Genomic DNA, 11971 nt, shown 5'->3' on the forward strand with positions numbered 1-11971 from the left:
TGAATGGCGTCTCCTTCCGCTCTCAACACCCTGATCGACCTGGCACACAAGGAAACCGACGAGGCCGCCAAGCAGCTGGGCCTCGCCCTGCGCGTCGGCGACGAAGCGGTGCAAAAGCTCGATCTGCTGCTGCAGTACCGCAACGACTATGCGGAGCGTTGTCAGAGCAACCTGACGAGCGGGATCAGTACGACGCATTTCAACAACTTCCAGATGTTCATGCAGAAGCTCGACCATGCCATCTCGGGCCAGCAGAAGGTCGTCAACGACACCCAACTGCGGATTGCCCAGGCGCGTGCCGCCTGGCAGGCCTGCGAGCAGAAGAAAATGTCCTTCGTCACGCTGGCCGAACGCGCGAACAAGGAACAGTCACGCCGCGAGCTGTGGCGCGACCAGAAGCAGAACGACGAGCATGCCGCCCGGCGCTCGCAACACAAAAGAACCCCTTCCTGAGGCAGGACCGACACCATGAATGCGACCCCCATGAATCCCACGTCCGGCAATGCCGTTCAGCCCGCGCCACAGGCCGGAAAATCGGCAGACGCCAGTACGCCGGACGTTCCATTCAGCCAGGTGCTGTCCAGCGAGATCGCCCAGACCCGCAAAAGCGACGCGCCCCAGGAAAGCAGCCATGCCGACGCGAAGCCGGATCCGGCCGCTTCCCGCCCTGCCGGAGCGGCCGAAGGCAAGACCGATTCCACGCAGACGGCCAAGGCGGACGGGAAAACCGAACGTGACCATGACAAGAAAGGTGAGACGGACGCTGCCGAGGCGGCCACGGTCGCACCGGAAACCCTGCTTGGTCTGCCGATCAGCCCGGACGTATTCAAGCCGACGGTGGTCCCCGTCGGGACAAAGGCCGCCGCCGCGGAAGGCGCCGTTCCGGAAACGGCATCCGACCGCGGTGCGTCGGCCGTCCCTGCCCTGGGCGCACCGGGCATATCCGCCCAGGATGCCCGCAAGGGCCGCGCCATTCCGCTCACGCAGACCGTGCAACAAGCCGCGCAACACGATGCCCGCCAGGCCGGCAGCGAACGCGGCACGCAGAAACTCGACCCGCGTCTTGTCGGCCAGGAAGACACACATGCTGCAGCCGGGGCCGCACGGACGGCCACTCCGACTGATGCAGCCGCCGCGTTCCAGGGACAGCTGGCGGCAGCCCGGCACGCCGACGCCGTGAAGACGGGCGACCTACTGCCGGATATCGTCAGCAATCCTGCACTGCGGACGACTCCGCACGCATCGATCGACACCCAGCTCGCACCAGCCGACGCGTCCTCCCGCCTGGCCCCCTCCGTCGGAACGACGGCCTGGGGCCAGGCGCTGGGCGAAAAACTGGTGTGGATGGCATCGGGCGCCCAGCAAACCGCCTCGCTCACGCTCAACCCGCCCAACCTCGGGCCGCTGCAGATTGTGGTGCACGTCACCAACGACCAGGCCACGGCCAGCTTTTTCTCGGCCCAGCCCGAAGTACGCCAGGCGCTGGAATCCGCCTTCCCGCGGCTGCGCGAAATGATGAACGACGCCGGCATCCAGCTTGGGCAGGCGACGGTCAGCGCGGATACGCCGCAGCAAAACAGTACGCCCGACCGTCAGCCGCAACGCATCGCGCTTCCGTTCTCCGGCGCCGACCATGCCGCATCGGCCGGCCTCCAGGCCGTTCAGACGCCGATCCGTCAATCCGGGCGCGGTCTGGTCGATACCTTCGCCTGACCGGACAGGCGCGACATCACACGATATGCGTCCCTTTTCCCCCTCTTTTTACCGAATCGAAGACGCATGTTCCTTTTCATAATGACAAACATCTGCCCCCCATTGCACATGTAGAGGAAAGCAACAATGGCCGCACCCGCCGTACCTGTCGAATCATCCGAAGCCGAGGAAGCCGTTCCGGTCAGGAAATCGAAGAAAAAGCTGTTCATCATCGCAGGCGCCCTCGTGGTCCTGCTGGGCGGCGGCGGTGCTGGCGCGTGGTTCTTCATGCATGGTGCGCATGACACCAAGGAAAAGGCTGCCGAGCCGGCCAAACCCCCGGTGTATCTGCCGCTCGAAACCTTCACCGTCAATCTCCAGGGAGGCGAACAGTATCTGCAGACCGATATCACGCTGCAGGTGGCCGATCCGGCCCAGGTCGAGGACATCAAGCTGCATATGCCGCGCGTCCGCAGCCGTCTGCTGACGCTGCTCTCCAGCAAGCAGGCCGACGAGCTGGTCACGCCGGACGACAAGAAAAAGCTGGCGCAGGAAATCCTGGCGCAGATGAAGCTGCCGTTCGACCCCAACGGCAAACCGCAACAGGTGGACGACGTCCTGTTCACCACGTTCGTGATCCAGTAAGAAGACCCCATCCATGGCCGACAACTTTCTTTCGCAGGACGAAGTCGACGCGCTGCTGAAAGGCGTGACCGGCGAAGTCGACGAGGCGCCGGTCGAAGAGGAGCATTCGGGCGCGCGTCCCTACAATCTCGCCACGCAGGAACGCATCGTGCGCGGCCGGATGCCGACGCTCGAGATCATCAACGAACGGTTTGCACGCCAGTTGCGGATCGGCCTCTACAATTTCCTGCGGCGCGGCGTGGAGATCTCGGTCGGTCCGGTGCGGGTATCCAAGTACAGCGAGTTCATCCGCAACCTGGTCGTGCCCACCAATCTCAACCTGGTGCAATTCAAGCCGCTGCGCGGCACGGCCCTGATGATCTTCAACCCCGACCTGGTCTTCCTCATGGTCGACAACCTGTTTGGCGGCGACGGGCGTTTCCACACCCGCGTCGAAGGACGCGACTTCACCCAGACCGAACACCGCATCATCCAGCGCATCCTGAACATCGTGTTCGAGGCCTATTCGAAATCCTGGGAGCCGGTCTACCCGATCGAGTTCGAATTCATCCGCTCGGAAATGAACACCCAGTTCGCCAACATCGCCACCCCGAACGAAGTGGTGGTGGCGGTCACTTTCGCCATCGAGCTCGGCCAGATCAGCGGCGAAATGCATATCTGCATGCCCTATTCGATGATCGAACCGATCAAGGATCTGCTCACCAGCAGCCTGCAGGCCGAAAACCTGGAAGTCGACAAGCGCTGGATCCGCCTCATGCGGCAGCAGATCCAGATGGCGGAAGTCGAGATCGTCGCCGACCTGGGCACGGCCGCTATCAGCCTGCGCGACATCGTCGACATGAAAGTGGGCGACATCATCCCGCTCAACATCCCCGAAACGATCGAAGCCAAGGTGGACGGCGTCCCGGTCATGGAATGCGCATACGGAAAGTTCAACGGTCAATACACTCTGCGGGTCGAGAAACTGTTGTCGACCAGCACGAACGACCCGCAAACAGGAGATCAACATGTCTGAAGACATCACCCAAACCATCGCTGAAGACGACTGGGCGGCCGCCATGGCCGAACAGGCCACGCCTGCGGCCGTGCAGTCGAGTCCTGAAATCTTTCCGGAACTGTCGGGCAACGCCGCTGCGGGCGGACTGGCCAAGGATATCGATTTCATCCTGGACATCCCGGTCCTTCTGACGGTGGAACTGGGGCGGACCAAGATCGCGATCAAGAACCTGCTTCAGCTGGCACAGGGGTCGGTGGTCGAACTCGACGGACTGGCCGGCGAGCCGATGGACGTGCTGGTCAACGGTTGCCTGATCGCGCAGGGCGAAGTGGTGGTGGTCAACGACAAGTTCGGCGTGCGTCTCACCGACATCATCACACCGGCCGAGCGGATCCGGAAACTCAACAAATGAAGCGTTTCGCCGCAAGCGTCGTGTCGAGCCTGCCGATCCTGGCGCATGCCGCCGATGCCGTCGCGCCGGCGCCTGCGGTCTCGGCCGCCGGCAGCCTGCTCCAGGTATTCATCGGCCTCGTCGCCGTATTGCTCCTGATTGCCGCCACGGCCTGGGTCGCCAAGCGTTTCGGCGTCACCCGCGGCGGGGCATCCAACGTACTGCACGTCATCAGCAGCGCCTCCGTCGGCGCGCGTGAACGGGTCGTGGTGGTCGAAGTCGGCGAATCGTGGCTCGTGGTCGGCGTGGCACCGGGCAGCGTCAATGCCCTGATGACCCTGCCCCGCGGCGAAATCCAACCCGCGGCCGCCCCGTCCCTCAACACCAGCTTTGCGGCAGGCCTGCAGCATCTGATCGAGAAACGTCGTGGAAAATAAGTTGCATCGCCGCACGATGCATGCACTGCTCATGCTGTTCGCCTTGTTGCTGCCCTCGCTGGCACTGGCGCAGAGCGCAGGACTGCCCGCCTTCACCAGCACCCCCAGCGGCGGCGGCCAGACCTACACGCTGAGTCTGCAGACCCTGCTGCTGCTCACCTCGCTGTCCTTCCTGCCGGCCGCGCTGCTGATGATGACCAGCTTCACCCGCATCATCATCGTGCTGTCGCTGCTGCGCCATGCGCTGGGCACCCAGTCGTCGCCGCCCAACCAGGTGATGATCGGCCTGGCGCTGTTCCTGACCCTGTTCGTGATGGGGCCGACCCTGGACAAGATTTACACCGAAGCCTATCAGCCGCTTTCCGAGAACCGTATCCAGATGGGCGAGGCGCTCGACAAGGGCGCCGTGCCGCTGCGCGCATTCATGATGAAGCAGACGCGCGAAACCGATCTCGCCCTGTTCGTGAAGATGTCGGGCACGGCGGCGCCGAAAACCGCTGCCGACGTGCCGATGCGCGTGCTGATCCCGGCCTACATCACCAGCGAACTCAAGACCGCCTTCCAGATCGGCTTCGCCGTGTTCATTCCCTTCCTCATCATCGACATGGTCGTCGCCAGCATCCTGATGGCGATGGGCATGATGATGGTGTCGCCCGCCATCGTTTCGCTGCCCTTCAAGATCATCCTGTTCGTCCTGGTGGACGGCTGGAATCTGTTGCTGGGCTCGCTGGCGCAGAGCTTCTATTAACCCGATCCCGACGAGACACGCCATGACACCCGAAAGCGTAATGACCCTGGGCCGCACCGCACTGGAAATGACCATCCTGGTGGCGTCCCCTGTCCTGCTGGTCACCCTGGTAGTCGGCCTGATCGTCAGCGTCTTCCAGGCTGCCACGCAGATCAACGACGCCAGCCTCTCGTTCATTCCCAAGGTCATCGCCGTACTCGCGACCTTCGCCATTGCTGGCCCGTGGATGCTGACGGTCATGACCGACTATATGCGACGGGTATTGACTGACCTTCCCAGTCTCATCGGCTGACCTCCCGCAGAAATCCATGATCAGCCTCACCGATGCCCAGCTCAACGCCTGGCTGATCAGCTTCATCTGGCCCCTCACCCGCATCCTGGGCCTGATCATGGTGGCGCCGGTATTCGGCCACAGCTCGGTACCGCGACGCGTCAAGATCGGCCTGGGCGTATTCATCGCGCTGATCATCGCTCCCACCCTGCCGCCCATGCCCGATGTTGGACTCGGCTCCTGGCACGGCCTGTTCATCCTGATCCAGCAGCTGCTCATCGGCATGGCGATCGGCTTCATCATGCGCATCGTGTTCGCCGCGGTCGAGGCGGCAGGCGAAATCGTCGGACTGCAGATGGGCCTGGGGTTTGCGTCTTTCTTCGATCCGCAAAGCGCGGGCCAGACGATCGTGATTTCCCAGTTCTTCAATCTCCTGGCTTCGCTGCTGTTTCTCGCGGTCAATGCGCATCTGCTGCTGCTGGGCATTCTCGTCGAGAGCTTCAAGAGCCTGCCTATCAGTCCGCAGCCGCTCTCGACAGCAGGTTTCTACAGCGTCGCCAACTATGGCTCCGTCGTGTTTTCCGTCGGCCTGCAACTGGCGCTGCCGCTGATCGCCATCCTGTTGATGACCAACCTGGCGCTCGGCATCCTCACGCGCTCGGCGCCCCAGCTCAATATCTTTGCGATCGGTTTTCCCATCACCCTGGGAGTGGGGTTGATTGCGCTGGACATCACCCTGCCCTACTTCACGCCCCAGTTCGAGCACATGTTCCGGAACGGCTTCGCGGCTACGACGGCAGTCATCCGGGCGCTTCATCCCTAGCAGGCAGGGTGGGCGAAACGGAAACGCCGGTCTGCAGGGATTCCCTGCAGACCGGCGCTTGAATCCGGAAACTCCGAAAGGTTTTAGAAACCGAGACTGTCGAGCAGATCGTCGACCTGGCTCTGGTCGGCTACCACATCGCTCTTGTTCGTGGGATCGATCTGCGGTCCGTTGAGCAGGCCGCTGCTGGATTCCCGTTTCACTTCGGCTGGCGCATAGTCGATCAGCAGTTGCACCAGTTGCCGTTCCAGGTTGTGCGCAAGGTCGGTCACCTTGCGGATCACCTGCCCGGTCAGATCCTGGAAATCCTGCGCCATCATGATGTCCAGCAACTGCTGCTTGGTTGCACTGGTGTCGTTGCGCATGTCCGCCAGGCATTGCATGGTCATGGTCGCCATGTCGCGGTAATTGGCTTCCGAGAATGGCGCCTTGAAGGCGGCCTGCCAGCCGTTCAGGATTTCGTCGGCGCCCGCATCGATGCGTTCCTGCATGGGAATGGCCGCATCCGTGGCGTTGAGCACACGCTGTGCTGCCTGTTCGGTCATGCGCGCCACGTAGTTGAGGCGTTCCCGTACGTCGGGAATGTCCGTCGTCGCCTTTTCCAGTACCTTGTCCAGGCCAAGCTCGCGCAGGCTGTCGTGCAGGGTGCGGGTAATCTGCCCAACCCGCGCCAGCATTTCCTCCGACTCGCAACCCTCGGGACTCGCGGCGTGCGGCACGGTCACGGCTACAGCGGAGCCGACGAATTGCGTTTCCACGTCAGGCTCCCGCTTTGTCGAGTTTTTCGAATATCTTCGAGAGCTTCTCGTCGAGTGTGGCCGCGGTGAAAGGTTTGACGACGTAGCCGCTGGCGCCGGCCTGCGCCGCAGCGATGATGTTTTCCTTCTTGGCCTCGGCCGTCACCATCAGGACCGGCAGCTTGGACAGGGCGGCATCGGCACGGATGTTCTGCAGCATGGTCAGGCCATCCATGTTCGGCATGTTCCAGTCGGACACGACGAAATCGAAATTTCCGGCACGCAGCTTGGCCAGGCCGTCGGCACCGTCTTCCGCTTCTTCAACGTTGGAGTATCCCAGTTCCTTGAGCAGATTACGCACGATGCGGCGCATCGTGGAAAAATCGTCGACAACCAGGAATTTCGTGTTCGGATCGGCCATGCAGTACTCCATTGGTGCAGTTCATTGTTACTGGATTAATCGGCATTGCGGCGTCAAACTTAAGCGCGAAATCCGCCTGCGCAACGGGTATAAACGGACGTTTACACCCGCATCGCGCGGTTGCCATGCGCCGCAAAAAATTCCATCACCCGGCCCGGCAATTCGTGCAGCGGGGCCACCTCGTGCGTGGCGCCGCTGGCAATGGCTTCCTTGGGCATGCCGAACACCACGCACGACGCCTCGTCCTGCGCCAGGTTGTAGGCCCCGGCCTTTTTCATTTCCAGCATCCCCGCTGCGCCGTCCTTGCCCATCCCGGTGAGGATGACGCCGACCGCATTCTTGCCCGCGCTGACGGCCGCCGAATGGAACAGGACGTCGACAGAGGGACGATGGCGATTGACCGGCGGCCCCTGGTCGAGCTTGGTCATGTAGTTGGCGCCGCTGCGCACCAGCGTCAGATGGGAATGCCCTGGCGCGAGGTAGGCGTGGCCGGGCAGCACCCGTTCCCCGCCCTCGGCTTCCTTGACAGAAATCTTGCACAGCTTGTCGAGCCGGTTGGCGAACGAACGGGTAAAACCTTCCGGCATGTGCTGGGTGATCAGGATGCCCGGGCAATCGGAGGGCAGCTGGATCAGGAAATCCTTGATGGCTTCGGTACCGCCGGTGGAGGCGCCAATGATGATCAGTTTCTCGCTGCTGGTCAGCGGATTGCGCAACGGCGCCAGCGGTCCCGCTGCATGCGTCGGGGCGGAGCCTGGGGTGCGTTGCTTGATCCGGGCCCGCGACGTGATGCGGATCTTCTCCGCGATCAGGTCGGTGTATTCCAGCATGCCGCTCTGGATCGAGATCTTGGGCTTGGTGACGAAATCCACCGCTCCCAGTTCCAGCGCCCGCATGGTGATTTCGGAGCCGCGTTCGGTCAGCGTCGACACCATGAGCACGGGCATCGGGCGCAAGCGCATCAGCTTCTCGAGAAACTCCAGACCGTCCATCTTCGGCATTTCGACATCCAGCGTCAGGACGTCCGGGTTGGTCTGCTTGATCAGATCGCGCGCCGCCAGCGGATCGGGGGCCACGCCCACGACCTCCATGTCCGGCTGGCTGTTGATGATCTCCTTCATCACGCCGCGGATCAGCGCCGAGTCATCCACGATCAGAACCTTGATTTTCGTCATGCTAAATTCCGGGTCTCATCCCTGTCGGCGGTCAGAACAAATCGATCTCGCCGACCACCTCATTGGTCTTAAGCCGGCTCGCGTAGTCCTGCTCGCGTTTCACCAGCGTGTAATTGTTGAGTTGCTTGAGTTTCTTCACGAGGACCTTGCCGGTCTGCGGAAAGAAATACACCTTGCGCGGGTGCACGTCGTTCAGGTCCTCCGCCACCACACGGATATTTTCCGCCTTCAGGAAATCGCGTACGAACTGGGCATTGCGTTCGCCCACGTTCATGCTGGTGAAGCCGCGAAGGACGTTGCCGCCGCCGAACACCTTGGCCTCGAGATTGTCGCGACGGGCGCCTGCCTTGAGCAGCTGGTTGATCAGCACCTCCATGGCATATGCGCCATAGCGCATCGATGCCGACATCGGAGTGCCGGCATCGCCGCCCCCGTCCGGCAGCATGAAGTGATTCATGCCGCCGATTCCCGACACCTTGTCCCGGATGCACGCCGCGACGCAGGAGCCGAGCACGGTAACGATCAGCATGGGACGATTGGTGAAGTAATACTCGCCAGGCAATATCTTGGCGGCTTCGCAATCGAAGGTCCGGTCGTAATACAGATTGGTCGCAAGCTGCTCTTCGATGGCAGGATTCATGCGTGTTTCCTGGCGCCGGCATGGCGGGAATTCAGTTCATACACCGTCTTGCCGCGCAGTTTGAAGGCGTCGGACGCGTACATGAAGTTTTCGGAATGCCCCGCGAACAGCAGCCCTTCCGGCTTCATCAGCGGGACGAAGCGCTCCAGAATCCGGCTCTGTGTCGGCTTGTCGAAATAAATCATCACATTGCGGCAGAAAATCACGTCGAACGGCCCGCTGACCGGCCAGCTGCTGGCCAGCAGATTGAGAGGTTTGAACGTGATCAGCTGGCGAAGTTCGGGGCGCACCCGCACCAGACCCGAACGTTCGCCCTTGCCGCGCTGGAAGAAGCGTTTGATCCGCTCCTGCGCCATCTTGTCGATGCGATCGATCGGATACACGCCGTTCGCCGCCGTCTCGAGCACATTGGTATCGATGTCGGTGGCCACGATGCTGACCGGCGGCGTGAGCGTTCCGAATGCCTCGCATACCGTCATGGCGATCGAATACGGCTCTTCGCCGGTCGAACTGGCCGAACACCAGATCGAAAGCGGCGCTTTCATGCCGAGCATATGCTCGGCGAGAATCGGAAAGTGATGCGCCTCGCGGAAGAACGAGGTCAGGTTGGTCGTCAGCGCATTGGTGAACGCCTCCCATTCGTCGCTGTCGCGCCCGTTTTCCAGTTCGTCGAGATACTCCTCGAAGGAGTTCAGCCCCTTGGCCCGGAGGCGGCGCGCCAGGCGGCTATAGACCATCTCCTGCTTGCTGTCGGTGAGCGCAATTCCGGCCTGCCGGTAGATCAACGCCCGTATCCGGGAGAAATCGCGCGGAGTGAATGAAAATACCTTGGCGCTGTCAGGCGGAGTCTTCAATACAGGCTTCATGTCGAAATGCGCGTCCAATCTATATTGCGTTCCAGGCTGAACGCACGAATCAAATCAAGCCCGATTTCCCTGTTCTGGACCATTCCGTCACACGCCACGCCCGTCGGACGCATCCAACGGGTGTCATCCAACCGTCTATCCGTCTACGCTGCCAGGCTTTCTGCCGCGGCGGGCTGGGGACGGGATTGTCCCATGGCTGCTGGGGCTTGGCGGCCGCCATTTGACCGCTGTCCTGCCCGGACCAGCTTGAAGGTCTTGACCAGTTCGGCAAGCTTCATCGACTGATCCTGCAAACTCTCGGCCGCAGCCGCAGCTTCTTCGACCAGTGCAGCGTTCTGCTGCGTCATCTCGTCCATCTGGCCGACAGCCTGGTTGATCTGCTCGATGCCGGCACTCTGTTCCTGGCTCGCCGTCGCGGTTCCGCCGATGATATCGGCCACCAACTGCACCGAGGTCACGATATCTTCCATCGCCTCGCCAGCCTCGTCCACCAGTTTCCTGCCGGTCTCGACCTTTTCAACCGAATCCTCGATCAGGGATTTGATCTCCTTGGCCGCGCCGGCCGAACGCTGGGCGAGGTTTCTCACTTCGGAGGCGACGACGGCAAAGCCGCGGCCTTGTTCGCCCGCACGCGCGGCTTCGACCGCTGCGTTCAAGGCGAGGATGTTGGTCTGGAAGGCAATGCCGTCGATGACGCCGATGATGTCGGCAATCTTCCGTGAGCTGTCCTTGATCGAACCCATGGTGTGGATGACTTTGCCGACGACGTCCCCACCGTTGACCGCAATCTCCGCCGTCGAGGAAACCAGCTTGCTCGCATGATGTGCACTCTCGGCGTTCTGCTTGACAGTGCTGGTCAGCTCTTCCATCGACGAGGCCGTCTCTTCCAGGCTCGAGGCCTGCGATTCGGTCCGCGCAGACAAATCTGCATTGCCCGATGCAATTTCGCTTGCGCCCGAATTCACCAGATCGGTGCTTTCCCTGATCTGCCCGACCAGCCACTTGGTGTTGATCTGCAGGATGCGCAACGACTGCATCAGCCTGGCCAGCTCGACGATCCCCTTGGCCTCGATCTGTCCGGTCAGATCGCTCGAACTGATCCGGTCGATTTCCTCTCGAACATGCTCAAGCGGCACCACCACGCTGCGATAGGACAGCACCCCGAACACCACGGCCAGCGGCACTCCCAGTATCGAGATCGCCATCAGCCAGTTCAGGTAGGACGTGCCGTCGCCGGTCGTCGCCAGCCAGGCCAGAATGCCGATCCCGGCAAACAGGGCACCGACCGACCCGGCGGCGATGGCCAGCATGGTCTTCAGCGACAGATTCTTCAGCAGGCGGCAGCGCTGGACGAAGGAACGCTTGACTGCCTCGCCGTCGTGGATTTCGAGCGTCGAATCGCCAGCCTGGATCGCACGATAGGCGCTGTCCGCTGCCTGCACCTGATCACGACTGGGTTTGCTGCGAACGGAGGTATAGCCGACGACCGTGCCGTTCTCGACGATCGGTGCCACATTGGCTTCCACCCAATAATGATCGCCATTCTTGCACCGGTTCTTCACCAGCCCGGTCCAAGCCTTGCCGCTCCGCAGTGTGTTCCATAAATCGGCGAACGCCTCGACCGGCATATCGGGATGGCGCACGATGTTATGCGGTGCGCCGATCAGCTCGTCCTCGCTGAAGCCGCTGATATTGACGAAATCCCGGTTGACAAAGGTGATTCTGCCGTGGGTATCCGTCTTCGAAGTCGGCGTCTCATGGTCCTTCAGGACGTATTCGGTATTGGTGACAGGCAGGTTGGATCGCATTGCTTTTTTCCTTTTTTAGGTTTGGTCGCGGCGCTTCGCTCTCCCGTTCCACCGCTCAGAATTCTTCCCATTCGTCATTGCCGCCGCCGGCTGCAAGCTTCTTCGGACGCGCCAGCTGCACCGCCTTGGGCGACGTGCGTTTCTGGGCGGCCGGCAGCCTGGCCACGTTGCCATTCGATATCGGCAATTCGGCCGGCCGACTGTAGGCCTGCGCAGCGGATTCCAGCTTGAACACGCTCACCGCCTCGGCCAGCTTGCCCGCCTGGTCCTGCAGGCTCTCGGCCGCAGCCGCAGCCTCTTCGACCAAAGCAGCGTTCTGC

General features: G+C 61.9%; 15 protein-coding genes and 1 pseudogene. 9 read left to right on the plus strand and 7 right to left on the minus strand.

Annotation, left to right across the window (positions count from 1 at the left end; translation table 11 throughout):
• Positions 1–3: 3 nt before the first annotated feature.
• The 9 genes from fliJ to fliR all read left to right on the plus strand — a co-directional run bounded on the left by fliJ (position 4) and on the right by fliR (position 6004).
• The gene (fliJ, locus tag ABT23_RS05605; RefSeq protein ID WP_296632371.1) at positions 4–453 is read left to right on the plus strand and encodes a flagellar export protein FliJ; all 450 of its coding nucleotides are present in this window, start codon (positions 4–6) and stop codon (positions 451–453) included.
• A 15-nt stretch (positions 454–468) separates the two neighbouring features.
• On the plus strand, positions 469–1713 hold the full coding sequence (locus ABT23_RS05610; RefSeq protein ID WP_296632372.1) for a flagellar hook-length control protein FliK: 1245 nt from the start codon (positions 469–471) through the stop codon (positions 1711–1713).
• A gap of 126 nt (positions 1714–1839) precedes the next feature.
• Positions 1840–2337, plus strand: coding sequence for a flagellar basal body-associated protein FliL (gene fliL, locus ABT23_RS05615; protein WP_296632373.1), 498 nt, complete (start codon positions 1840–1842; stop codon positions 2335–2337).
• A gap of 13 nt (positions 2338–2350) precedes the next feature.
• Positions 2351–3352 (plus strand): flagellar motor switch protein FliM, encoded by a 1002-nt coding sequence (gene fliM, locus ABT23_RS05620; RefSeq protein WP_296632375.1) that lies wholly within the window; start codon positions 2351–2353, stop codon positions 3350–3352.
• Entirely contained in the window at positions 3345–3746 is a 402-nt protein-coding gene (gene fliN / locus ABT23_RS05625) for a flagellar motor switch protein FliN (RefSeq protein ID WP_296632378.1), read from the plus strand. Before fliM ends, fliN begins: the two co-directional genes overlap by 8 nt.
• Entirely contained in the window at positions 3743–4162 is a 420-nt protein-coding gene (gene fliO, locus ABT23_RS05630; RefSeq protein WP_296632380.1) for a flagellar biosynthetic protein FliO, read from the plus strand. Before fliN ends, fliO begins: the two co-directional genes overlap by 4 nt.
• Positions 4152–4910, plus strand: a complete 759-nt coding sequence (gene fliP, locus ABT23_RS05635; protein WP_296632381.1) for a flagellar type III secretion system pore protein FliP — start codon at positions 4152–4154, stop codon at positions 4908–4910. The genes fliO and fliP overlap by 11 nt, the downstream gene beginning before the upstream one ends.
• 22 nt (positions 4911–4932) lie before the next feature.
• Positions 4933–5202: a flagellar biosynthesis protein FliQ gene (fliQ, locus tag ABT23_RS05640; RefSeq protein ID WP_296632384.1), complete on the plus strand. Its 270-nt coding sequence runs from the start codon at positions 4933–4935 to the stop codon at positions 5200–5202.
• A 16-nt stretch (positions 5203–5218) separates the two neighbouring features.
• Positions 5219–6004: a flagellar biosynthetic protein FliR gene (gene fliR / locus ABT23_RS05645; protein WP_296632387.1), complete on the plus strand. Its 786-nt coding sequence runs from the start codon at positions 5219–5221 to the stop codon at positions 6002–6004.
• Between the two features lie 83 nt (positions 6005–6087).
• Here the strand turns inward: fliR and cheZ are convergent, their stop codons facing one another.
• The 7 genes and pseudogenes from cheZ to ABT23_RS05680 all read right to left on the minus strand — a co-directional run.
• The gene (gene cheZ, locus ABT23_RS05650; protein ID WP_296632389.1) at positions 6088–6762 is read right to left on the minus strand and encodes a protein phosphatase CheZ; all 675 of its coding nucleotides are present in this window, start codon (positions 6760–6762) and stop codon (positions 6088–6090) included.
• Position 6763: 1 nt separating this feature from the next.
• Positions 6764–7162 (minus strand): chemotaxis response regulator CheY, encoded by a 399-nt coding sequence (cheY, locus tag ABT23_RS05655; RefSeq protein WP_296632392.1) that lies wholly within the window; start codon positions 7160–7162, stop codon positions 6764–6766.
• Positions 7163–7263: 101 nt separating this feature from the next.
• Entirely contained in the window at positions 7264–8337 is a 1074-nt protein-coding gene (locus ABT23_RS05660; RefSeq protein ID WP_296632393.1) for a chemotaxis response regulator protein-glutamate methylesterase, read from the minus strand.
• 31 nt (positions 8338–8368) lie between these two features.
• Positions 8369–8977 carry a chemoreceptor glutamine deamidase CheD gene (gene cheD, locus ABT23_RS05665; RefSeq protein WP_296632397.1) on the minus strand — a complete coding sequence of 203 codons (609 nt, stop codon included), beginning with the start codon at positions 8975–8977 and terminating at the stop codon, positions 8369–8371.
• The gene (locus ABT23_RS05670) at positions 8974–9843 is read right to left on the minus strand and encodes a CheR family methyltransferase (protein ID WP_296632400.1); all 870 of its coding nucleotides are present in this window, start codon (positions 9841–9843) and stop codon (positions 8974–8976) included. The genes cheD and ABT23_RS05670 overlap by 4 nt, the downstream gene beginning before the upstream one ends.
• A gap of 143 nt (positions 9844–9986) precedes the next feature.
• Positions 9987–11651 carry a PAS domain-containing methyl-accepting chemotaxis protein gene (locus ABT23_RS05675; protein ID WP_296632403.1) on the minus strand — a complete coding sequence of 555 codons (1665 nt, stop codon included), beginning with the start codon at positions 11649–11651 and terminating at the stop codon, positions 9987–9989.
• 55 nt (positions 11652–11706) lie between these two features.
• Positions 11707–11971, minus strand: a pseudogene (locus tag ABT23_RS05680) (hypothetical protein); the annotation flags it as partial.

Origin of the sequence: Thiobacillus sp. SCN 63-57, assembly GCF_001725555.1 — a bacterium.
GTDB lineage: Bacteria > Pseudomonadota > Gammaproteobacteria > Burkholderiales > Thiobacillaceae > Thiobacillus.

Coding starts and splice junctions, on each gene's coding strand:
- fliJ (WP_296632371.1), top strand. CDS start 4: ATGGCGTCTCCTTCCGCTCTCAACACCCTGATCGACCTGGCACACAAG.
- ABT23_RS05610 (WP_296632372.1), top strand. CDS start 469: ATGAATGCGACCCCCATGAATCCCACGTCCGGCAATGCCGTTCAGCCC.
- fliL (WP_296632373.1), top strand. CDS start 1,840: ATGGCCGCACCCGCCGTACCTGTCGAATCATCCGAAGCCGAGGAAGCC.
- fliM (WP_296632375.1), top strand. CDS start 2,351: ATGGCCGACAACTTTCTTTCGCAGGACGAAGTCGACGCGCTGCTGAAA.
- fliN (WP_296632378.1), top strand. CDS start 3,345: ATGTCTGAAGACATCACCCAAACCATCGCTGAAGACGACTGGGCGGCC.
- fliO (WP_296632380.1), top strand. CDS start 3,743: ATGAAGCGTTTCGCCGCAAGCGTCGTGTCGAGCCTGCCGATCCTGGCG.
- fliQ (WP_296632384.1), top strand. CDS start 4,933: ATGACACCCGAAAGCGTAATGACCCTGGGCCGCACCGCACTGGAAATG.
- fliR (WP_296632387.1), top strand. CDS start 5,219: ATGATCAGCCTCACCGATGCCCAGCTCAACGCCTGGCTGATCAGCTTC.
- cheY (WP_296632392.1), bottom strand. CDS start 7,162: ATGGCCGATCCGAACACGAAATTCCTGGTTGTCGACGATTTTTCCACG.
- ABT23_RS05660 (WP_296632393.1), bottom strand. CDS start 8,337: ATGACGAAAATCAAGGTTCTGATCGTGGATGACTCGGCGCTGATCCGC.
- cheD (WP_296632397.1), bottom strand. CDS start 8,977: ATGAATCCTGCCATCGAAGAGCAGCTTGCGACCAATCTGTATTACGAC.
- ABT23_RS05670 (WP_296632400.1), bottom strand. CDS start 9,843: ATGAAGCCTGTATTGAAGACTCCGCCTGACAGCGCCAAGGTATTTTCA.
- ABT23_RS05675 (WP_296632403.1), bottom strand. CDS start 11,651: ATGCGATCCAACCTGCCTGTCACCAATACCGAATACGTCCTGAAGGAC.